The organism is Micromonospora sp. C31, from assembly GCF_018070575.1.
Classification (GTDB): Bacteria; Actinomycetota; Actinomycetes; order Mycobacteriales; family Micromonosporaceae; genus Micromonospora.
The window spans coordinates 170,613-192,745 of record NZ_JAGPXN010000014.1; the positions used below are offsets into that span (position 1 = coordinate 170,613).

Annotated in this window: 15 protein-coding genes; 5 read left to right on the forward strand and 10 right to left on the reverse strand. The window is 74.5% G+C overall.

The window, feature by feature from the left end; translation table 11 throughout:
* The first annotated feature begins 138 nt into the window (after positions 1-138).
* Positions 139-519, forward strand: a complete 381-nt coding sequence (locus KBX06_RS19490; RefSeq protein ID WP_247686218.1) for a PH domain-containing protein — start codon at positions 139-141, stop codon at positions 517-519.
* Between the two features lie 16 nt (positions 520-535).
* Here KBX06_RS19490 and KBX06_RS19495 read toward each other — a convergent pair whose 3' ends face one another.
* The gene (locus KBX06_RS19495) at positions 536-1,462 is read right to left on the reverse strand and encodes a 2-hydroxyacid dehydrogenase (protein ID WP_210837058.1); all 927 of its coding nucleotides are present in this window, start codon (positions 1,460-1,462) and stop codon (positions 536-538) included.
* 193 nt (positions 1,463-1,655) lie between these two features.
* Here KBX06_RS19495 and KBX06_RS19500 point away from each other — a divergent pair, with 193 nt between their 5' ends.
* The 3 genes from KBX06_RS19500 (at position 1,656) to KBX06_RS19510 (ending at position 6,348) form a co-directional block, all read left to right on the forward strand.
* Entirely contained in the window at positions 1,656-3,470 is a 1,815-nt protein-coding gene (locus KBX06_RS19500; protein ID WP_210837060.1) for a SpoIIE family protein phosphatase, read from the forward strand.
* Between the two features lie 67 nt (positions 3,471-3,537).
* Positions 3,538-4,713, forward strand: a complete 1,176-nt coding sequence (locus KBX06_RS19505) for a sorbosone dehydrogenase family protein (protein ID WP_210837063.1) — start codon at positions 3,538-3,540, stop codon at positions 4,711-4,713.
* 57 nt (positions 4,714-4,770) lie between these two features.
* Positions 4,771-6,348: a metallophosphoesterase gene (locus KBX06_RS19510; protein ID WP_210837065.1), complete on the forward strand. Its 1,578-nt coding sequence runs from the start codon at positions 4,771-4,773 to the stop codon at positions 6,346-6,348.
* Between the two features lie 635 nt (positions 6,349-6,983).
* Here the strand turns inward: KBX06_RS19510 and KBX06_RS19515 are convergent.
* The 6 genes from KBX06_RS19515 to ligA form a co-directional block, all read right to left on the reverse strand.
* On the reverse strand, positions 6,984-9,341 hold the full coding sequence (locus tag KBX06_RS19515; protein WP_210837073.1) for a transketolase C-terminal domain-containing protein: 2,358 nt from the start codon (positions 9,339-9,341) through the stop codon (positions 6,984-6,986).
* 179 nt (positions 9,342-9,520) lie between these two features.
* On the reverse strand, positions 9,521-11,014 hold the full coding sequence (gene gatB, locus KBX06_RS19520; RefSeq protein WP_210837075.1) for an Asp-tRNA(Asn)/Glu-tRNA(Gln) amidotransferase subunit GatB: 1,494 nt from the start codon (positions 11,012-11,014) through the stop codon (positions 9,521-9,523).
* A gap of 13 nt (positions 11,015-11,027) precedes the next feature.
* On the reverse strand, positions 11,028-12,509 hold the full coding sequence (gene gatA, locus KBX06_RS19525) for an Asp-tRNA(Asn)/Glu-tRNA(Gln) amidotransferase subunit GatA (RefSeq protein WP_210837083.1): 1,482 nt from the start codon (positions 12,507-12,509) through the stop codon (positions 11,028-11,030).
* Positions 12,506-12,811 (reverse strand): Asp-tRNA(Asn)/Glu-tRNA(Gln) amidotransferase subunit GatC, encoded by a 306-nt coding sequence (gene gatC, locus KBX06_RS19530; RefSeq protein WP_088970168.1) that lies wholly within the window; start codon positions 12,809-12,811, stop codon positions 12,506-12,508. The genes gatA and gatC overlap by 4 nt, the downstream gene beginning before the upstream one ends.
* Positions 12,812-13,062: 251 nt before the next feature.
* Positions 13,063-15,681: a bifunctional diguanylate cyclase/phosphodiesterase gene (locus KBX06_RS19535; RefSeq protein ID WP_210837085.1), complete on the reverse strand. Its 2,619-nt coding sequence runs from the start codon at positions 15,679-15,681 to the stop codon at positions 13,063-13,065.
* Positions 15,682-15,846: 165 nt separating this feature from the next.
* Complete coding sequence (gene ligA, locus KBX06_RS19540) at positions 15,847-17,982, reverse strand: NAD-dependent DNA ligase LigA (protein WP_210837088.1); 2,136 nt, start codon at positions 17,980-17,982, stop codon at positions 15,847-15,849.
* Positions 17,983-18,181: 199 nt separating this feature from the next.
* Between ligA and KBX06_RS19545 the strand changes: the two genes are divergently transcribed.
* Positions 18,182-18,712: a type II toxin-antitoxin system PemK/MazF family toxin gene (locus KBX06_RS19545; protein WP_210837096.1), complete on the forward strand. Its 531-nt coding sequence runs from the start codon at positions 18,182-18,184 to the stop codon at positions 18,710-18,712.
* 145 nt (positions 18,713-18,857) lie between these two features.
* On the opposite strand, the gene KBX06_RS19550 is transcribed toward KBX06_RS19545, so the two are convergent.
* From KBX06_RS19550 to mnmA, 3 genes are all read right to left on the reverse strand, one after another.
* Positions 18,858-19,859, reverse strand: a complete 1,002-nt coding sequence (locus tag KBX06_RS19550) for an ADP-ribosylglycohydrolase family protein (protein WP_210837099.1) — start codon at positions 19,857-19,859, stop codon at positions 18,858-18,860.
* 71 nt (positions 19,860-19,930) lie between these two features.
* Positions 19,931-20,935, reverse strand: a complete 1,005-nt coding sequence (locus tag KBX06_RS19555) for a methionine synthase (RefSeq protein WP_210837101.1) — start codon at positions 20,933-20,935, stop codon at positions 19,931-19,933.
* A gap of 65 nt (positions 20,936-21,000) precedes the next feature.
* Positions 21,001-22,074 carry a tRNA 2-thiouridine(34) synthase MnmA gene (gene mnmA / locus KBX06_RS19560; protein ID WP_210837103.1) on the reverse strand — a complete coding sequence of 358 codons (1,074 nt, stop codon included), beginning with the start codon at positions 22,072-22,074 and terminating at the stop codon, positions 21,001-21,003.
* Positions 22,075-22,133: the final 59 nt, after the last annotated feature.

Sequence of the window (22,133 nt, forward strand, 5' to 3'; positions counted from 1 at the left end):
AGTCCGCCGCTCATCAGTCGGCAACGACCGGCCGCGGAGGCGGTGACGCCCAACCGGCAGTGATCTCCGTCACCGATTCCGCGGGCGCACGCGGCTCGGCCCGCCGGGTACCGGGGCCGGCGGAAGTGGGATCATCGGATGGTGACCAGCCCGAACACCGTCCACTTCCGGCACAACCAGGCGATCCTGGCCGCCGCGATCATCGCCTTCTTCGGTGCCCTGCCGGTGGCCGGCGCCCGGTGGTACCTGCTGCCGGTGCTGCTCGTCCCGCTCGCCGTCGCACTCTGGGCGTGGCGGGCCGGCACCGACGCGGACGCCCACGAGCTGCGCCTGCGGGCGCTGGTCGGGCAGCGCCGGATCAGCTGGGAGCGGGTCGTCGAGCTGGCGGCCGACCCGCGCGGGCGGGCGGTCGCCCGGCTCGACGACGGTCGGCAGGTCACGCTGCCGGCGGTACGCGGCACCGACCTGCCCCGGCTCGTCTCCGCCACCGGTCAGCCCCTGCCCGACGCGGCCGGCTGAGCACCGCGTCGACGGCTCAGTAGCCGTCCACCACCGTGTTGATCAGCGGCTCGCCGGCCGCGAACCGGCGGACCTGCCCGGCGACCAGCCGGTACGCGCGCGGCAGCAGGCCGCGTACCGAGCCGGCGACATGCGGGGTGAGCAGCACGTTCGGCAGCGTCCACAGCTCGTGGTCGGCGGGCAACGGCTCCGGATCGGTGACGTCCAGCGCCGCCGAGATCCGGCCGGTACGCAGCTCGGCGGTCAGCGCCTCGGTCCGGGCCACCGGCCCACGGGCGGCGTTGACCAGCAACGCGCCGTCGCGCATCGCGGCGAGGAACCTCCCGTCGACCAGCCCCCGGGTCTGCTCGGTCAGCGGCACCAACAACACCACCACGTCGGCCTCGGGAAGCAGCCCCGGCAGCTCCCGCACGCCGTGCACGCCCTGCTCCGGGCGGGCGGTCCGGGCCACCAGCGTGAAGCTCACCTCGAACGGCGCGAGCCGGTCGCGTACCGCCGTGCCGATGGAGCCGGCCCCGACGATCAGCACCCGCTTGCCGGCCAGCTCGTCGGTGGGGGCCACCTCGTCGTACGCCCAGTCGCGCCGGGCCTGCGCGCGGGCCAGGGCGGGGAAGGCGCGCAGCTGGGACAGGATCGCCGCGACCACCCACTCGGCGGTGGACGGGTCGTGCACCCCCCTGGCGTCGCAGAGCGTCACTCCGGGCGGGACCCGGCCGGCCCACGCGTCCGCCCCGGCGGAGAGGAGCTGCACCACCGCCAGGTCGGGCAGCTCGCGGGCCAGCGCGGTGGTGTCCCCGGCCGCCAGGAAGGGCGGCACCCAGAACCGGACACCGGCCACCGCCGAGGGGAGCCGGGAGACGTCCTCGACCACCTCGACCGTGACCTCCGGCGGCAGCTCGCCGAGGAGCGCCGGACCGTCCTGGTGCGGGATCCATACCTTCACGCCCGCCGACGATAGGCCCCCGACGGGCCTGCCCGCCGGGCAGGGGTGGCGCCGGCACCCGGACGGGGACGCCACCGACGCCGACGAGGTGATCAGGGTGACGCCCCGGCGACCGAGGCGATTCGGGTCCGGAGGAGGTATAAGGGAGGACCGGAGTGCCGGTCGGCCTCCATCCGGCACGGACAGGTGGTCAATGACCGACGGCTCCCGCGACGACGCCCCCGAGCGGGCCGGTTCGATCTCGGCGCTCCGCGACCCCGGTCGCCTGCGGTCCCTCGCCGAGACCCGGCTGACGGCCGCCCCCGACGAGGCCTTCGACCGGTTCGCCCGGCTGGTCGGGGACCTGCTCGACGTACCGGTCGCCCTGGTCTCCCTGGTCGACGCCGAGCGCCAGTTCTTCCCCGGCGAGGTGGGCCTGGCCCGGCCGTGGGCCGCCCGGCGGCAGACCCCGCTGAGCCACTCGTTCTGCCAGCACGTCGTCGACCTCGGCACCCCGATGGTGCTGCCCGACGCCCGGCTGCACGCCGCCCTGCGGGACAACCTCGCCGTGCCCGAGCTGGGCGTGGTCGCGTACGCCGGGATGCCCCTGACGGACCTGGAGGGCCGCGTCCTCGGGTCGCTCTGCGCGATCGACGACAAGCCGCGCGACTGGACCGCCGAGCAGTTGCGGACGCTCGCCGACCTGGCCGCCGCCTGCTCCTCGGAGCTGCGGCTGCGGATCGCCCTGGAGGGCGCCGAGCAGGCGCGGCGACGCGCCGAGGAGGCCAACGGCCGGCTGGAGCTGCTGGCCGGGCTGGCCGGGACCCTGGCCGGGACGCTCGACGTGGCCACCGCACTGCGCCACCTGCGCGACACGATGGTGCCGCTGCTGGCCGACTGGTCCCTGGTGACCCTGGTCGGGCCCGACGGGACGCCGCGCGACGTGACCGCCGCACATCGCGACCCGGCCCGGGCCCCGGACGTCGCCCGTTTCGCCGAACTGATGCGTACGGGGCTGAGCCCCGACTCGATCACCCGGGCGGTCCTGCGCACCGGGCGGCCCGTGCTGGGCGGCGCCGGCACCCTCGCCGACGTGCGGCGGGGCACGATCGGGCCGGAGATGCCGGAGATCGCGGCCCGCCTCGGCTTCTCCTCGCACCTCAGCGTGCCGATCATCGACGCCGGGCGGGTGCTCGGCTGCATCACCCTGATCAACGGCCCGCAGCGCGGCAACTTCGACGACAGCGACCTGCTCATCGCCGAGGACATCGGTCGCCGGGCCGGGCAGGCGATCGGCAACAGCCGGATGTACGGCGAACAGCGGCACGTCGCGCACGTGCTGCAACACAGCATGCTGCCGGAGCTGCCGGTCACCCGGGACCTCGAGTTGGCCGCCCGCTACCAGCCGGCGGCGGACCGGGTCGAGGTCGGCGGCGACTGGTACGACGCCTTCCGCCAGCCCGGCGGGGAGCTGATCGCGGCGATCGGCGACGTGGCCGGGCACGACATCGAGGCCGCCGCGACCATGGGGCAGCTGCGCAACCTCGTCCGGGGCAACGCGTACGGCCGGCCGGACGCGGTCGGCGAGCTGATGAGCCGCCTCGACGAGACCATCCGCGGGCTGCACATCCGGGCCGCGGCCACCGCGACCCTGGTACGGCTGCACGCCGACGACGCCGGCGGTCAGCGGGTCACCTGGTGCAACGCGGGCCATCCCGCGCCGCTCGTCGTCCGGGCCGGGGGCGCGGTGGAGGTGCTCGCCGGAGCGCCGGAGCCGCTGCTCGGGCTCAACCGGCCGGTGCGGCGGACCAGCCGGCACGCCCACCTGGCCACCGGCGACACCCTGCTGCTCTACACCGACGGCCTCGTCGAACGGCGGGACCGGTCCATCGACGAGGGGATGACGGAGCTGATCGCCCGGCTGGGCGGCACGGACCGGCTGCCGCTGGGTGAGCTCTGCGACCTGCTGCTGACCACCGCCCCCCGCCGGGAGGACGACGTCGCGCTGCTCGCCGTACGGGCGATCTGACCGCGCCACGGGGTCGGTCCGGTCCGTCCATGCCGGTCCGGTGCCACGGCGGGCTACCCTGGGCCGGGTGAGCGCCCGTCCTCCGTACTCCCGCACCCGCCGTCTCCGGACGGCCCTGGCGGCCTCGTGCGCGGCGCTGCTGCTGGCGACCGCCGGTTGCAGCTTCGGCGAGCCGGAGCCCGACCCGGCCGGGGAGCCACCCACCTTCCCGACGCCGTCGGCGACGGCGAGTCCCGGCGGCGCCGGCCAGGAGGTCGTCACCACCGTGCTGGCCAAGGGTCTGCGGGTGCCGTGGGCGATCGCGTTCCTGCCCGACGGGGCGGCGCTGGTCACCGAGCGGGACAGCGGGCGGATCCTGCGGGTCGGCCCCGAGTCGGGGCCCGACGGGCTGAAGGTCACCCCGGTGCAGACCATCGGAGACGTGGCGGCCTCCGGCGAGGGCGGGCTGCTGGGCATCGCCGTCTCGCCCGACTACCGGCGGGACAAGACGGTCTTCGTCTACTACACGACGGAACGGGACAACCGGATCGTCCGCCTGGAGCTGGGCGGCACGCCCACCCCGATCCTCACCGGCATCCCCAAGGCCGGCATCCACAACGGCGGCGGTCTGGCCTTCGGCCCGGACGGCCTGCTCTACGCGAGCACCGGCGACGCCGGCGACCGGCCGCAGGCACAGGACGTCAAGCGCCTCGGCGGCAAGATCCTGCGGATCACCAGGGACGGCAAGCCGGCGCCCGGCAATCCGTTCCCGAACTCCCCCGTGTGGTCCCTGGGCCACCGCAACGTCCAGGGCATCGCCTGGGACGCCGGCAAGCGGATGTACGCCGTGGAGTTCGGCCAGAACACCTGGGACGAGATCAACCAGATCACCAAGGGGCGCAACTACGGGTGGCCGACGGTCGAGGGACGCGACGACGACAAGCGGTTCGTCAACCCGATCGCCCAGTGGCCGACGTCGGACGCGTCCTGCTCCGGCCTGACCGCCACGGACCGGCTGCTCGTCACCGCGTGCCTGCGCGGCAAGCGCCTCTGGCTGGTCGAGCTGACCGACACCGGCACCGTGCTCGGTCAGCCGCGCGAGCTGCTGACCGACCGGTTCGGGCGGCTGCGGGCCGTGGCCGCCGCGCCCGACGGCTCGATCTGGGTGAGCACCTCCAACCACGACGGGCGGGGCCAGCCCGCACCCGAGGACGACCGGCTGCTGCGGCTGGTCTTCGCGGGCGGCGGGGCCGGGCGGAGCTGACGCACCGACTCGTCCGGGTTTCCCAAGATCCTTCAGTGGGCAGGTCAGAATCTCACCATGGACGGCCAGGAGAACGAAGAGCACGCGGACCGGGACGGGGACGCCCCGGCGACCGGTGGCGCCCCGCGCCCGGGACCCCGGCGCGACGGCGCCGACCGGACCGGCCGACGAGCCCTCCGCGCGACGGGGGTGACCCTGGCGGTCCTCGTCGTCGCCCTGGCCGGCGTGGTGATCGGCGTGCTCGCCGGCGGCCGGGTGAGCACCGACATCGGCCCGTTCCAGGCCGACCTCTCGGTCGCGCCGGCGGTGGGCGGCGGCACCACCGTCGACATCCCGCCGCTGGGCGCGCTGCTGCTCGACAGCCACGACGGGCCGACCCACCTGACCGTGGAGCTGGGCGCGCTGGACCAGAGCCGCACCGAGGCACTCCTCGACGATCCGGCGAGCATCAACCGGGCGAGCCAGTCGGCCGTCGAGGACGTCCGCGACGGCGTACTGCGGCTCGGCCTGCGGACGCTCGCCTCGGCGGTGCTGGTCACCCTGCTGCTGGCCCTGCTGGTCTTCCGCGACACCCGCCGGGCGGCCTGGGCGGGCGGGCTGGCGCTGGTGGTCACCGCCGGCAGCCTGGGCACCGCCGTGGCCACCATCCGGCCGGAGGCCATCGAGGAGCCGCGTTACGAGGGGCTGCTGGTCAACGCCCCCGCGATCGTCGGTGACGCCCGCCGGATCGCCAACGACTACAGCCGCTACGCCGAGCAGCTCCGGCGCATCGTCGGCAACGTCAGCCAGCTCTACACCACGGTGTCGTCGCTGCCGGTCTACGAGCCCGCTCCGGGCACGACGCGCGTACTGCACGTCTCGGACATGCACCTCAACCCGACCGGTTGGCAGCTCATCCGCACCGTCGTCGAGCAGTTCGGCATCGACGTGGTGATCGACACCGGGGACATCACCGACTGGGGCTCGGAGCCGGAGGCCTCCTACGTCGGCTCGATCGGCCTGCTGAAGAAGCCGTACGTCTACATCCGGGGCAACCACGACTCGGGGCGGACCGCGGCGGCCGTGGCCCGCCAGCCGAACGCGATCGTGCTGAGCAACACGACCACCACGGTGGCGGGGCTGACCATCGCCGGCATCGGTGACCCGCGCTTCACCCCCGACAAGAACACCTCCCCGGCGGGCAGCGGGCTCACCCGGCAGACCGCGGACCAGCTCATCGGCGTCGGCGACCAGTTGGCGGCCACGGTACGCAGCTCGCCGCGCCCGGTCGACATCGCGCTGGTGCACGACCCGGCCTCCGCCGGCCCGCTGTCGGGCACGTGCCCGCTGGTGCTCGCCGGGCACACCCACGACCGGCAGGTCTCGAAGCTGCCCGAGGTGCCCGGCGGGAAGGGGCCCACCCAGCTGATGGTGCAGGGGTCCACGGGCGGCGCCGGCCTGCGCGGTCTGGAGGGCGAGAAGCCCACTCCGCTGTCGATGACGGTGCTCTACTTCGACAAGGACAAGCTGCTCCAGGCGTACGACGACATCACCGTCGGCGGCACGGGGCAGGCGCAGGTGAACCTGGAGCGGCACGTCGTGGAGGACCCGCAGGCCGGCGTGCCCGCCCCGGTCACCCCCACCCCGACCCGCTGACCCACCGCCCTGCCCCTGGCCGCCCTGCCCGGCCGCCCTGCCCCTGGCCGCCCTGCCTGGCCGCCCTGTTCATGATCGCTCGGCCCCTGGCCACCTGGTTCTTGACGGCTCCTTCCCTACCCGCCCAGGCCCTGCCGCTCTGTCCATGCCGCCCCCGGCCGCGCTGCCCGGTCCATGCCGCCCCAGGCCGTGCTGCTCTGGCAGTGCTGTTCTAGGCCGCTCTGCTCTGGCTGTGCTGCTCTGGGCCTCGCCGCTCTCGCCGACCACCGAGCGGTTGTCCTGACCGACTGCCGCGCCGCACCTCCACTCACAGTCATTACGTTGAGTAGGCAGCCACGCCCATGACCATCCCCTCCTCTCAGACGCTTTGCTCTGCAGCCACCCAGGCACCAGTAACGCCAGGTAGTGATCTGCGGTCAGTCGCCGATGGACGGAATTCGCATAGCGCCTGTTCAGAGGCCTGGTGCGTCCATGGATGCAGAGCAAAGGGCGCGAGCGGGTACCGGCGCACTCCGCACCGACCGCCACGCTCCGTCACAGGACGCAGTCGCTACCCTCAGTTATCAAGGCATGGATCGGCGGCTGGCTTTGCGCCGCAGAAGCCCCGGAAGTTCCTCGACTGGAGGTCCTGCGGGTCAGCGCAGGGACAGGGCCGCCAGGGCGGCGTTGACGATGCTGCCCGGGAGCAGGTCGTGCAGGTCGTACAGGTCGTGGACGCTGCCGGACTGGCCGAACTCGTCCACGCCCAGCGGCACCGCCGGGGCGGCGAGCGCCGAGCCGAGCCACGCCATCGCGTGCGAGGCGGCGTCGTGCACCGTCACCACGGGCACCCGGTCGGCGAACGCCGAACGCAGCGCGCCCGGCACACTCGGCACGGTGGCCGTGCGTACGCCCTGGCGCAGGGTGCGCTGCCAGGCCCGGTAGAGCCGGTCCAGCGAGGTGACGTCGACGACGTGCGCCGCGATGCCCTCCTCCGCGAGTTCCGCCGCCGCCGCGAGCACCTCGGGCAGCACCGCGCCGGAGGCCGCGATCTGCACCACCGGGGCGTCGGCCAGGTGCGGGTACGCCTCGTGGGCGTCGACCAGGCGGTACGCCCCGGCGACCGCCTGCCGGCGCAGCACCGCGTCGCCGAGCCGGGCCCGCGCCGCCTCGAAGGGTGCCTGGTCGATCGGGCGGGTGCTGAGCCGGAAGTAGTACGCCCCGTCCTCGGCGGGAGCAGCCGTCGCCGACGGGGCCGACCCACCGGCGATCTGACCCAGCGCGTCGCAGAGCAGCCAGTCCAGGGTGGCCGCATACGCGGGTTCGAGGAACGTCACCCCGGGCAGTTCCAGACCCACCGAGGCGGTGATGGTCGACTGGTGGGCGCCGCCCTCCGGGGCGAGCGTGATGCCCGACGGGGTGCCGGCGACCACGAACCGGGAGCCGGAGTACGTGCCGTAGAGGAACGCGTCCAGGCCGCGCAGCACGAACGGGTCGTAGACCGTGCCGACCGGCAGCAGCGGCTGCGCCGACAGGTCCCACGACAGGCCGAGCTGCCCCAGCAGCAGGAACAGGTTCATCTCCGAAATGCCCAGCTCGATGTGCTGCCCGGCGGGGCTCTCCGTCCAGCGCAGCATCCGGTCCTCGGTCCAGGAGCGCTGCTCCGTCGGGGCGAAGACGCCGGTCTTGTTGATGAACCCGGCCAGGTTGGTGGAGGTCGCCACGTCCGGCGCGGTGGTCACCAGGTAGCGGCCCACCTCCGGGTTGCGGGCCAGCTCGACCAGCACCCGCCCGAAGACCTCCTGCGTCGAGATCGGCTTGTTCGCGCGTACCCGCGTCGTGTCGGGGACCGTGACGCCCAGCGCCCGCTCGCGGGGCGCGCGGGACAGCGCCTCCCGACGCTCGTTGGCCCGGATGCCGGCCGGCGACGCAGGGTCCAGCCGGTCCCACTCGGTCTCGCGCGTCAGCCCCAGCGCGGTGCGCAACGCGTCGACCTGCTCCGTGCTGAGCAGCGCCGAGTGGTTGCGCGGATTGCCGGCGATCGGCAGCCCCCACCCCTTCACCGTGTACGCGAAGATGACGCTGGGCCGGTCGGTGACCGCGTCGCACTGGGCGTACGCGTCGAGCATCGCCGCCATGTCGTGCCCGCCCAGGTCGGTCACGAGCGGCCCCAACTCGTCGTCGCCGACGTCGGCGATCAACGCCCCGATCCCGTCGGGCGCGCCGTCGAGGAACTGCCTACGCAGCGCCGCGCCGGTGAGCCCGAACAACGACTGGTACTGCTCGTTGGGCATCGCGTCGATCCAGTCGCGCAGCGCCTCGCCACCCGGCCGGGCGTACGCGTCGGCGAGTCGGCGGCCGTACTTGACCTCGACCACGTGCCACCCGGCGGCCTCGAACTGGCCCCGCCACTGGTTGATCCGCACCCCGGGCACCACCCGGTCCAGCGACTGCCGGTTGAAGTCGACCAGCCAGGTCACGTTGCCCAGCCCGGTGGTGGCCGGGTCGGCCACGGCCTCCCAGATGTTCCCCTCGTCCAGCTCGGCGTCGCCGATCAGCGCGACGAACCGGGAGTGCGGGCGGGCGCCGAAATGCGCGTCGACGTAGCGGCGGGTCGCCGCCGCGAACAGCGGCGCCGCCGCGCCGAGCCCGACGGAGCCGGTGGAGAAGTCGACCTCGTCGGGGTCCTTCGTCCGCGACGGGTACGACTGGAGCCCGCCCCGGGCGCGCAGCTTCGTCAGGTAGGAGCGGTCGAGGTTGCCCAGCAGGTACTGGATGGCGTGGAAGACCGGCGAGGCGTGCGGCTTGACCGCCACCCGGTCCTCGGCGTCCAGGTGCGCGAACCACAGTGCCGTCATGGCGGTGACCAGTGAGGCGCTGGACGCCTGGTGCCCGCCCACCTTCACCCCGTCGCCGGTGTCCCGGTCGTGGTTGGCCGCGTCCACGATCCGGGTCGCGAGCCAGAGCACCCGCTGCTGGATCTCTTCGAGGACGTCGAGGTCGGTACGGTTCACGGTCGACTCCAGGGGTCCGGCACGTCACCGTTGACGGCCGGTCGGGGGCGGGCGGGGCGCGAGGGGTGCACCGGGCGGGTGCGCAGCCGCCGCGTGCGACGGGCGCACGCGGCGGCTCGGGTGTAAGGAAGGGCCCCTTCCTATACAGGAAACGTTAGGAAGGGGCCCTTCCTTACACGTCAGGCGCCGAGGCGCTCCAGGATCAGCTCACGGACCGTCTTGGCGTCGGCCTGGCCACGGGTGGTCTTCATGACCGCCCCGACCAGGGCACCGGCCGCGGCGACCTTGCCGCTGCGGATCTTGTCGGCGATGTCGGGGTTGGCGGCGATCGCCTCGTCGACGGCGGCGGTGAGCGCACCCGTGTCGGAGACGACCTCCAGGCCCCGGTCGGTCATGATCTGCGTCGGCGATCCCTCGCCGGTCACGACGCCCTCCAGGACGGCGCGGGCCAGCTTGTCGTTGAGCTTGCCGGCGTCGACCAGGCCCTGGAGCTCGGCGACCTGCGCCGGGGTGGCCCCGATGTCGGCCAGCTCCACGCCGGTCTCGTTGGCCCGCCGGGACAGTTCGCCCAGCCACCACTTGCGGGCGGCGGCCGGGGAGGCGCCGGCGGCCACGGTCTGCTCGATCAGCTCGACCGCGCCGGCGTTGAGCACCGACTGCATGTCCGCGTCGGACAGGCCCCACTGCTCCTGCAGCCGGCGCCGGTGCAGCCGGGGCAGCTCGGGCAGGGCGGCCTTGAGCTCGGCGACCCAGGCGGTGTCCGGCGCCAGCGGCACCAGGTCGGGCTCCGGGAAGTACCGGTAGTCGGTCGCGGTCTCCTTGGACCGGCCCGGCGTGGTGTCACCGGTGTCCTCGTGGAAGTGCCGGGTCTCCTGGGTGATCCGGCCGCCCGCGTCGAGTACGGACGCCTGCCGGATGATCTCCGACCGGACCGCCCGCTCGACCGAACGCAGCGAGTTGACGTTCTTGGTCTCCGTCCGGGTGCCCCACTGGGCACCCGGCAGGTTGAGGGAGGTGTTCACGTCGCAGCGCAGCGAGCCCTCCTCCATCCGTACGTCGGAGACGCCCAGCGAACGGATCACGTCGCGCAGCTCGGTGACGTACGCGCGGGCCACCTCGGGGGCCAGCGCGCCGGTGCCGGGGACCGGCTTGGTGACGATCTCCACCAGCGGGATGCCGGCCCGGTTGTAGTCGACCAGCGACTCGGTGGCGCCGTGGATGCGCCCGGTGGCGCCGCCGACGTGCAGCGTCTTGCCGGTGTCCTCCTCCAGGTGCACCCGCTCGATGCCGATCCGCACCAGCTCGCCATCGACCTCGACGTCCAGGTAGCCCTCGAAGCACAGCGGCTCGTCGTACTGGCTGATCTGGAAGTCCTTCGGCATGTCCGGGTAGAAGTAGTTCTTCCGCGCGAACCGGCACCACTCGGCGATCGAGCAGTTGAGCGCCAGGCCGATCCGGATCGTCGCCTCGATGGCGGCCTTGTTGGCGACCGGCAGCGAGCCGGGCAGGCCCAGGCAGACCGGGCAGACCCGGGTGTTCGGCTCGCCGCCGAAGTCCGTCGGGCAGCCGCAGAACATCTTGGTGTTCGTGCCCAGCTCGACGTGGGTCTCCAGGCCGATCACCGGTTCGTAGCGCGCGACGACCTCGTCGTACGCGGGCAGTGTCGTCGTCATCTGAGCTCCTGCCTCACAGTGCCGGTGGGGTGAACGTGCCGACGACGCTCTCCAGCGCGGCGGCGACCCGGTACATCCGGTCGTCGGCCATCGTCGGGGCCATGATCTGGAAGCCGACCGGCAGCCCGTCGGAGAGCCCGCACGGCACCGAGATGCCCGGCCCGCCGTACAGGTTCGTCGGGATGGTGAACAGGTCGGCCAGGTACATCTGGTACGGGTCGGCGGTACGCGCGCCGATCGGGAACGCCACGAACGGGGTGGTCGGCGAGATCAGCGCGTCGACCCGCTCGAACGCGGCGGTGAAGTCCCGGGTGATCAGCGTCCGGACCTTCTGCGCCTGCCCGTAGTAGGCGTCGTAGTAGCCCGACGAGAGCGCGTACGTGCCGATCATGATCCGGCGCTTGACCTCGGGGCCGAAGCCGGCCTCCCGGGTCAGCGACATGACCTCCTCCAGCGACCGGTTGCCGTCGTCGCCGACCCGCAGGCCGAACCGGACGCCGTCGAACCGGGCCAGGTTGGAGGATGCCTCGCTGGGGGCGATCAGGTAGTACGCCGGCAGCGCGTACCGGAAGTGGGGGCAGGACACCTCGACGATCTCGGCGCCCAGCTTGGCCAGCGCGTCGACCGACTCGCGGAACGCCGCCATCACGCCCGGCTCGGCGCCCTCGCCGACGAACTCCGTGACGATGCCGAGCTTCACGCCGGTCAGGTCGCCGGTCGCGCCGAGCCTGGCGGCGGCCACCACGTCCGGCACGGGCTGCGGGATCGAGGTGGAGTCGCGTGGGTCGTGCCCGCCGATCACCTCGTGCAGCAGTGCCGCGTCCAGCACGTTACGGGCGCAGGGGCCGGGGGTGTCCAGGGAGGACGAGAACGCCACCAGGCCGTAGCGGGAGGTGCCGCCGTAGGTGGGCTTCGCGCCGACGGTGCCGGTGACCGCGCCGGGCTGGCGGATCGACCCGCCGGTGTCGGAGCCGATCGCCAGCGGCGCCTCGTACGCGGCCAGCGCCGCGGAGCTGCCGCCGCCCGAGCCGCCCGGGATGCGGCTGAGGTCCCACGGGTTGTGCGTCGGCCCGTACGCCGAGTACTCCGTGGAGGAGCCCATGGCGAACTCGTCCATGTTGGTCTTGCCGAGCATCACCGTGCCGGCGGCGCGCAGCCGCTGCACGATCGTCGAGTCGTACGGCGGACGCCAGCCCTCGAGGATCCTCGACCCGACGGTGGTCGGCACGCCCTTGGTGGTCAGCACGTCCTTCACGGCGACCGGCACGCCGGCCAGCGGGCCCAACTCCTCGCCGGCGGCGCGGCGGGCGTCGACGGCGGCGGCGGCGGCGAGCGCGCCCTCGGTGTCGACGTGCAGGAACGCGTTCACCCGGTCGTCGACGGCGGCGATCCGGTCCAGGTGCGCCCGGGTGACCTCGACGGCGGAGGCCGCACCGGAGGCCACGAGCCCCGCGATCTGCGTCGCGGTCAGTCTGGTCAGGTCGGTCTGGGTCATGACGCCACATCCTCGTCCAGGATCCGCGGTACGCGGAACCGCTGCTCCTCGGCGTCGGGCGCGCCCGACAGCGCCTCCTGCGGGGTAAGCCCGGGCACCACGACGTCCTCGCGCAGGACGTTGGTCAGCGGCACCGAGTGCGACGTCGGCGGGATGTCCGCCGCGGCGACCTCGCCGACCTGCGCGACCGCCTGGAGGATCACGTCGAGCTGGCCGGCGAAGGTGTCCAGTTCCTCCTCCGTTACGGCGAGCCGCGACAGTCGCGCCAGGTGCGCGACCTCCTCGCGGGAGATGGCGGCCATCGGTGCCCCCTTCGTGACGGTGCTGCGGGTCTGACCGGGTGTCGGCCGCGCGGCCGAGGTGCGTGACGCGCGGTGACCGGAGCGAGTCTATTGTTCCGCCCCGGCGGCGTGTCCCCGACTCCCCCTCCGGCGCGGCGGGCGGGGGCGTCGTCCCCCGACGCGTCCGCGCCGCCGCCGTCCCGGGCAGGCCGGGCGGGCACCGTCCCGGGCAAGCCGGGCGGGCGGCTCAGCGGGCGTGCCGGGCGGAGGGCTCAGCGGGCGTGCCGGCGAGGGATCTCCGCGTCGGGGCTGGGCGTCGGGCGGACCGGCCGGTAGCGGGCCAGCCAGCCGACCAGTTCCTCGGCCGGCATCGGCCGGGCGTAGAACCAGCCCTGCGCCGCGTCGCAGCCCGCCGCGTGCAGCATGCGCCAGGTGCGCTCGTCCTCCACGCCCTCGGCGACCACCCGCAGCCCCAGCGCCTTCGCCAGCTCGATGGTCGACCTGACGATCGCCGCGTCGTCGGCGTCCTCCGCCATCCCCAGCACGAAGGAGCGGTCCACCTTCACCTCGGACAGCGGTAGCCGCCGCAGGTGCTGGAGAGAGGAGTAGCCGGTGCCGAAGTCGTCCAGGGCGATGCCCACGCCGATCCGGTGCAGCCGGGTGATGGTGGCCAGCACGCGACGCGGGTCGGCCATCAGGGCGCCCTCGGTGATCTCCAGTTGCAGCCGTTGCGGCGGCACCCCGCAGCGGGCGAGCCGGTCGGCGATCTGGTCGGCGATCTCGCCGGTGTGCAGGTCCCGCACGCTGACGTTGAGCGCCGCCGGCAGGTTCATCCCGGCCGCCGACCACCTGGCGAGCTGTTCCACCACGTCGTCCACCACCCGGCGGGTCAGCAGCCGCATCACCGCGCTCTGCTCGGCGACCCGGATCAGTTCCTCCGGGTCCACCATTCCCCGGCGGGGATGCCGCCAGCGCAGCAGCGCCTCCACGCCGACCACCTCGCCGGTCGCGATGGCGACCTGCGGCTGGTAGTACATGGTGATCTCGCCCGCGTCGACGGCAGCGGCGGTGTCGGGTTCCCGCCGGCCGGCCGCGTCGTGTCGGGGACCCTGCCGGCCCGTCGGGGCGCGGCCGCCGCCGGGATCGCCGAGGCCGTCGTCCACGATCGGGCCCTGCCGGCGTACGACCGCGGCGCCCTGCCCGCCGGGGCGCCCGGCGCCGTTGCGGCGGCCGGGACCGTCGCCCCGGTCGGGGCCGGTCTCCGCCCGGCGGCGGATCGGGTCGGCGGCCGTGACGATCCGGTTGATCAGCTCGTCGGTGGGCGGCGGACCGGGTCGTTGCCGGCGGCGGCGCAACCGCCAGCGGCCGGCTGCGGGGGCGAGGTCCGCGACGTCGGCCGGGAGTTCGGCCCCGTCGCCGCCCCGTGCGGCGCCGGCCCGCCCGTCACCCGGCAGGCGGCCACCCGGCGTCGGCCCCGCCGGAACGGTCACCGCCCCGTCGCCCGTCGCACCGTCCACGCCGACCCCGGACAGACCGACCCCCGGCAGACCGGCCGCGACCTCCCCGGCGGGCGGGGCGGTCGCCCGACGGCCCGCCTCCAGCACCCGGCGCAGGTCCGCCAGCAGGCCGAGCCGCTCGGCGGAGTTGTGGTCGGACTCGGCCGCGTAGACCGCCACGGTGTCGTTGCGGTGCTTGGCGTCGTACATGGCCACGTCGGCGTGGCGCATCAGGGTCGCGAAGTCCTCGCCGTGCTCGGGGAAGATCGCGATGCCGATCGAGCCGCCCACGTCGAGCGGCAGGCCGTCCAGCGACACCGGTTCGGCCAGCGCCCGGACCACCCGGCCGGCGAGTTCACGGGCCTCGTCGACGTCGGTCAGGCCGGTCGTCACGATGGCGAACTCGTCCCCGCCCAGCCGGGCGACCATGCCGTCGCCGACCACCCCGGTCAGCCGGGCGCTCACCTCGACCAGCAGCCGGTCCCCCACGGCGTGCCCGAGCGCGTCGTTGACGTTCTTGAACCGGTCGAGGTCGATCAGGAGCAGCGCCAGCCGGGCGCCGGGCTCGCCCCGGGCCGCGCGTTCGGCGTGCACGTGCACCTGCTCGCCGACCTCGGCCAGCAGCGCCTTGCGGTTGGGCAGGCCGGTGAGCGGGTCCAGGGAGGCGAGCTGCTGCTGCTCGACGCTGAGCCGGGCCATCCGGTAGACGGCGAACAGCGGCACCAGCACCAGCGGGATGAGCGCGGCGCTGGCCCGCGCCGCCGCGACCAGCACCGGGGCGAGCAGCAGCAACGAGCCCGTGGAGAGCAGCTCGAAGCCCAGCCCCTGCCGCAGGCCGGGCCACCAGCGGTCGCCGAAACGCAACCGGACGGCCGCGCTGACCAGCGCGTAGTTGACGGCGAACCAGGCCACCGTGGCCCCGCCCACCGCCAGCACGTCCGTCCCGTTCAGCCGGCCGCCGTCGAAGATGCTCCCGGGCCCCAGCGCGGTGACCGCGTACGCGGCGCCCAGCGCTGCCGCGTACTGGGCGGCGTTGAACGCCGTCCGCCAGGGGGCGTGCCCCATCCGCCAGCCGGAGACGACGACGGCCACCGCCTGCACCAGGAGCGCCGGGCCGAACCCCCAGCCGAGCAGGATGGCGAAGGTGAAGCAGGTGGACGGGAAGACCGCGGAGGTCTGCCGGCGCCCGGGCGGGACGAAGGGGCGCGCGTCGCAGCCCACGGCCAGGGCCGCCATCACCCAGAACGCCACCGGCAGCCGGGGCAGCTCGGCCGGCAGGTCGAGCAGCGGGCGTACGCAGAGCACGGCGGCCAGCACGACCACCGACCAGACGAAGGCGAAGAACGGGCGTGCCCGGCCAGGCGGGACGGAGTTTCGCGAGTCCGCAGTCTCCATCACACCTCCCGAGGGCTCGGTCCACGGGGCGTGCCCCGGTGGCACGCCGTGCCACCAATGAAACGCCCTCCGTGTCGCTATGCCCGGCACGACAGTCGCGAATCGGTCCTAGTCGTAATTAAGTTGGTATCTCGACCTGCCCCGCCGGGTCGCCGACCGGAGGGGTCACTCCTCGACGCGGGCGACCTCCCGGGCGGCCTCCGGGCCCGCTTCGAGCAGCACCCGGAAGCCCTCCTCGTCCAGGACCGGCACCTTGAGGCTGGCCGCCTTGTCGGCCTTCGAACCGGGGTTCTCGCCCACCACGACGAAGGACGTCTTCCTGGAGACCGACCCGCTGACCTTGCCGCCCCGGCTCTGGATCGCCTCGGATGCCTGGTCGCGGCTGAACCCGGGCAGCGTGCCGGTCACCACGAGGGTGAGCCCCTCCAGGGGACGCGGCCCCTCGTCGACCGCCTCCACGGCCATCCGTACGCCCGCCTCGCGCCACTTGCGGACCAGCTCGCGGTGCCAGTCGACGGCGAACCACTCCCGGATGCTCGCCGCGATCGTCGGCCCCACGCCGTCGACCGAGGAGAGCTCCTCCTCGCTCGCCCCGTCGATCGCCTCGATGGAGCGGAAGTGCCGGGCGAGCGCCTGCGCGGCGGTGGGACCCACATGCCGGATGGACAGGCCCACCAGCACCCGCCACAGGTCGCGTTCGCGGGCCACGGCCAGGTTGTCGAGCAGCTTGACGGCGTTGCTGCCGAGCGTGCCGTCCTTGTTGACGAAGAAGGGCGACCGCGCCAGCTGCTTCTCGTCCAACGAGAACAGGTCGCCCTCGTCGGTGATGACCTGGGCGTCGAGCAGCGCCGCCGCGCCCTTGTAACCGAGCGCCTCGATGTCGAACACCTTGCGGCCGGCCAGGTGGAAGACCCGCTCCCGCAGCTGGCCGGGGCAGGTGCGGGAGTTGGGACAGCGGATGTCGACGTCGCCCTCCTTCGCCGGCGCGAGCGGGGTGCCGCAGGCCGGGCAGGTGGTCGGCATGACGAACGGCCGGGCGTGGGCGGGCCGCAGGTCGACCACCGGGCCGAGCACCTCGGGGATCACGTCGCCGGCCTTGCGCAGCACCACGGTGTCGCCGATCAGCACGCCCTTGCGTTCGACCTCCCGGGCGTTGTGCAGGGTCGCGTACGCGACGGTGGAGCCGGCCACCTTGACCGGCTGGAGGACGGCCCGGGGCGTGACCCGACCGGTGCGGCCGACCTCGACGTCGATGTCGAGCAGCTTCGTGTTCACCTCCTCCGGCGGGTATTTGAAGGCGATGGCCCAGCGTGGCGCCCGGCTGGTCGAGCCGAGCCGCCCCTGGATGGGGACCGGGTCGACCTTGACCACCACGCCGTCGATCTCGTGCTCGACGTCGTGCCGGTGCTCGGCGTAGTGGGCGATGTATTCGGCCACACCGGCCAGGTCGGGCACCACCCGCCAGCGGTCGCTGGTCGGCAGCCCCCACGCCCTCAGGGCCGCGTAGGACTCGGACTGCGTCACCGGCTGGAAGCCGCGGCGGGCGCCGATGCCGTGCACCACCAGCCGCAACGGCCGGGACGCGGTGACCCGGGGGTCCTTCTGGCGCAGGCTGCCGGCCGCGGCGTTGCGCGGGTTGGCGAACGGCGGCTTGCCCTGCTCGACCAGCCCGGCGTTGAGGTCGGCGAAGGCGGCCACCGGGAAGTAGATCTCGCCCCGGACCTCGACGAACTCCGGCACGTCGCCGAACTCGGCCGACGTGGCGAGCTGGCCCGGCACGTCGCGGATGCTGCGCACGTTGGCGGTGACGTCCTCGCCGGTGCGTCCGTCGCCCCGGGTCGCCGCCCGGACCAGCCGCCCGCGCTCGTAGGTGAGGTTGATGGCGAGCCCGTCGACCTTCAGCTCGCAGAGGTAGGGCACCGGCCCGCCCGCGTCGCGCTCGACCCGGTCGGCCCAGGCCGCCAACTCCTCGTCGGCGAAGGCGTTGTCGAGGGACAGCATCCGCTCGGCGTGGTCGACGGGGGTGAAGTCGGTGGAGAAGGTGCCACCGACCCGCTGGGTCGGCGACTCGGGGGTGCGCAGCGCCGGATACTGCTCCTCCAGCGCCTCCAGCTCCCGCAGCAGCCGGTCGAACTCGGCGTCGGGGATGGTCGGCGCGTCCAGCACGTAGTAGCGGTACTGGTGGTCGGTCAGCTCCTGGCTGAGCGTGGCGTGCCGTTCCCGGGCGTCGGGGGTCGGCTCCGCGCCGGCGGCCGCCTCCTGTGCCGGAGTGACCTGCTGGGCAATGGCTTCCTCGGACACCGTGCGACCTCCCGTGATTCCGCTACCTCGGCAACCTATCGGGCCGGTGGGACAATCCGCCGGCCACCCGTCGCGCCCGCACGGCGTCGGCACCCCTTCCGTGCGAGGATCGCCGGACGGCGGGGCCGCGCGGGCAGACCCGCGGCGCCGTCGAAGCCGCGGCCTGCGCGCCGCACCCACTGGACAGGCGGGGGTACGGATGCCGGAATGGCTGCTCTGGGCGGCGGCGACCGTGCTGGCCGTGGCCGCCGGCTGGGCGTGGAACGACCGTCGGCGGGGCGACCGGGACGGCGACCCGCGTCCGCCCCGACGACCGGGTGCCCGGCCCGGCCGTAGGAAGCCGCCGGGCGGTCCCGGCCGGTCGAGCGCGCCGCCCCGACCGCGCACCGCCGAGCGGCCCCCCGCCGGGGCGCCGCGCCCGGGCGAGATCTGGTGGGCCGACGTTCCGTACGCCGACGGCACCGGCTCGAAGGTGCGGCCCTGCCTGGTGCTGCGCGCCGACGGCCGGGGCGCCGACGTCCTGAAGATCACCAGTCAGGACAAGAGCTCCCGGGACGACCACGTGCCCATCCCCACCCGCCGGTGGGACCCCGACGCCGACCACGACAGCTTCGTCGACCTGGCCGAACCGGCGCACGTCGCGCTGGCCGGGTTCTCCCGCCGCGCCGGTGACTGCGATCCCGCCCTGTGGCGTCGCATCCGCCGCCTCCCCCACCTGCCCGGCGCCTGACCCGCAACCCGGCCTGCCGAGATGCCCGACCCGCCCGCCCGCTGCCTGGGTCTGAGCCCGGCCCGCCCGGTACCCGGGCCCCAACCCGGCCCGCCGGGTGGCTGACGATCCGCCTGGCGGGCACCTCAGCGGCGACGGCGTGGACTCAGTCCCAGGCCCGGGCGAGGGCGGCGAGCTGGTCGGCGTACTCGATGCGGGCGGCCCACTGCGCGGGCCAGGCCGCCATGCCCCGCGCGGCGCCGACGAAGGCGCCGGCCAGCGCGGCGATCGAGTCGGAGTCGCCGGCGGTGGTGGCGCCCCGGGCCAGCGCGGCCACCGGGTCGTCGGCGTGCCGGATCGCGCAGAACAGGGCTGTGGCCAGCGCCTCCTCGGCGATCCATCCCTCGCCGGTGTGCCGGCACGGGTCGCCGCCGTCGTCCGGGGCGGCGAGCGCGGCGTCGAGGCGGCCGAGGACGGCGAGGCACTCGTCCCAGCCCCGGGCGATGAAGTCCTCCGGCGCGTCCACCCCGGGGCGCTGCCAGAGGTCGCCGAGCCAGTCGGCGCGGTAGACCCGCCGCTGGGCGCGGGCCCGGTCGGCGAGCAGCCTGGGCAGCTCCGCCAGCGCCGCCCCGTCGCGCAGCAGCCGCACCGCGTACGCGGTCAGCTCGCTGGCGGCGAGGCCGGTCGGGTGGCCGTGGGTCAGCCCCGCCTGGAGCTGGGCCAGCCCGGCGAGGGTGTCGAGGTCGACGTCGACCAGGCCGACCGGGGTCACCCGCATGTTGGCCCCGCAGCCCTTCGAGCCGGTCACCGTCGCCTCCTGCCAGCGCACCCCGCGCCCGAGTTCCGCGCAGGCGCGCAGGCAGGTCATGCCCGGTGCCCGGTTGTTCTCGGGGCTGTCCGCCCAGTCGAGGAAGCGCTCCCGCAGCAGCGGCTCGACCGCCTCCGGGGTCAGCGCCGGCGCGTCGTGCAGTGCCCAGCCGACCGCCAACGCCATCTGCGTGTCGTCGGTCACCAACGCCGGGTCGCCGACGAGCTCGCGCGGACCCGCCGGCCCGTGGCGGCGAACGATCTCGGCGACGGTCAGGAACTCGGTCGGCTTGCCCAGCGCGTCACCGTAGGCGAGGCCGAAGAGGGAGCCGGCGGCCCGCCCGAGCGAGATGTCGATCATGCCCGCGATCATGCCCTCCGCACGCAACCCCTGATCCGCCGGCATCCCGCCCCGCCCGTACGACGGGAAGCTCAGTCCTCGGCGAGCCGCCGCCCCGCGTCCCGGCAGGCGGCGAGCACCGCGCGCGCGTACTGCCCGGAAGCGTGGGCGAGGCCGCAGGCGGGGGTCACCACGACCTGCTCGGCGAGCTGCCGGCGGGGGAAACCGAGGCGGTCCCAGAGCTGGCGTACCCGGTCGGCGACCTGTGCCGAGGTCGGCGCGCGACCCGCGGGCGACGCCGTGCCGGACGCGGCCCCGGCCAGCAGCCCGAGCCCCGCGTCGATCGCCTCGCCCAGCGGATCCAGCTCGGTGACCAGGTCGAGGTCGAGGGCCACGCCGGCGGCGCCGGTCGAGCGGATCAGCTCCAGCGGCACGTCGGGCGCGCAGCAGTGCACCAGGGTCGGCACCCCGGCCGCCTCGACGACCGTGCGCAGCAGGGACGCGGCGACGCTCGGATCCACGGCCCGGTACGCGCCGAGCCCGCTCTCGGTGGGCACCCGCCCGGCGAGCACCGTCGGCAGCGACGGTTCGTCGAGCTGGAGCAGCACGCTGGCGCGCGGCAGCCGGCGGGCGACCGCCGCGACGTGTCCCCGCAGCCCCTCGGCGAGCGAGTTCGTGAGATCCCGGACCGCGCCGGGGTCGCGCAGCATCCGGCCGCCGATCGGCAGCTCCAGGGACGCGGCCAGGGTCAGCGGGCCGCCGACCTGCACCTTGACCGGCCCCACGTACTCCTCCGCCTGCTCGGCGAGCTGGTCGAGGTCGCGTTCCATCAGGTCGCGGGCGCGGCGCACGTCCCGCCCCGGGCGCGGCGCGATCCGCCACCGGCCGGCGTACAGCTCCACCGGCAGCTCGACCAGGAGGCCGGCGGTCCGGCCGATCAGGTCGGCGCCGGGGCCCCGGCCCGGCAGCTCCGGCAGGTGGGGCAGCGCGGGAAGCTCACCGAGGACGATCCGCTGCGCCTCGGCGATGTCGGTGCCGGGCAGCGAACCGATGCCGGTCGCCGCGCCGGCCGGCCAGGGCCACACCTGATCTGTCACGGCCGAAGACTATCCGGTACGCGGACAGCCACCCCCCGACGCCCGCGATCGCGGTGGACGAGCCGTCAGCCCGCGATGGTGGCGGAACCGAGCACGACGTCACCGGCCGGGTCCGGCCGGTAGGCCACGATCGCCTGGCCGGCGGCGACCCCACGGACGGGGCGGCGCAGCTCGGCGCGCAGCGCGTCGGCGGTCAACTCGACCGTCGCCGGCACCACGTCCCCGTGCGCCCGCAACTGCACCTCGCACTCCAGCGGCGCGTCGGGACGCGGGCCGCCCGTCCAGACGGGACGCTCGGCACGCACCCGGGAGACCTCCAGCGCCTCGGCCGGACCCACCGTCACGGTGTTCGTCTTCGGCGTGATGGACAGCACGTAGCGTGGCCGGCCGTCCGGGGCCGGGCGGTCCAGGTGCAGCCCGCGCCGCTGCCCGACCGTGTACGCGTACGCGCCGCTGTGGCTGCCCACCACCGCGCCGGTGGCGGCGTCCACCACCTCGCCGGGCGCCTCGCCGAGCCGCGCGGCGAGGAAGCCGCGGGTGTCGCCGTCGGCGATGAAGCAGATGTCGTGCGAGTCCGGCTTGTCGGCCACCGCCAGCCCGCGCCGGGCGGCCTCCTCGCGCACCTGCGCCTTCGTCGAGTCCCCGAGCGGGAAGATCGACCGGTCCAGCTGCTCGCGGGTGAGCACCGCCAGCACGTACGACTGGTCCTTGGGCAGGTCGACGCTGCGGCGCAGCAGGCCGTCCGCGCCGAGCCGGGCGTGGTGGCCGGTGACCACGGCGTCGAAGCCCAGGGCCACGGCCCGGTCCAGCACCGCGGCGAACTTGATCTTCTCGTTGCAGCGCAGGCAGGGATTGGGCGTACGGCCGGCCGCGTACTCCGCGACGAAGTCGTCCACCACGTCGGCGTGGAAGCGGTCGGCCATGTCCCAGACGTAGAAGGGGATGCCGATGACGTCGGCGGCCCGCCGGGCGTCCCGGGAGTCCTCCAGGGTGCAGCAGCCGCGCGCGCCGGTGCGGTAGGTCTGGGGATTGCGGGCCAGCGCCAGGTGCACGCCGGTCACGTCGTGCCCCGCCTCGACGGCTCGCGCCGCCGCGACCGCCGAGTCGACCCCGCCCGACATCGCCGCCAACACCCTCACCGGCTCACTCCCTTCACCCCACCGACCCTATCCCCGCCCCGACCCCCTCCCCACCCCTG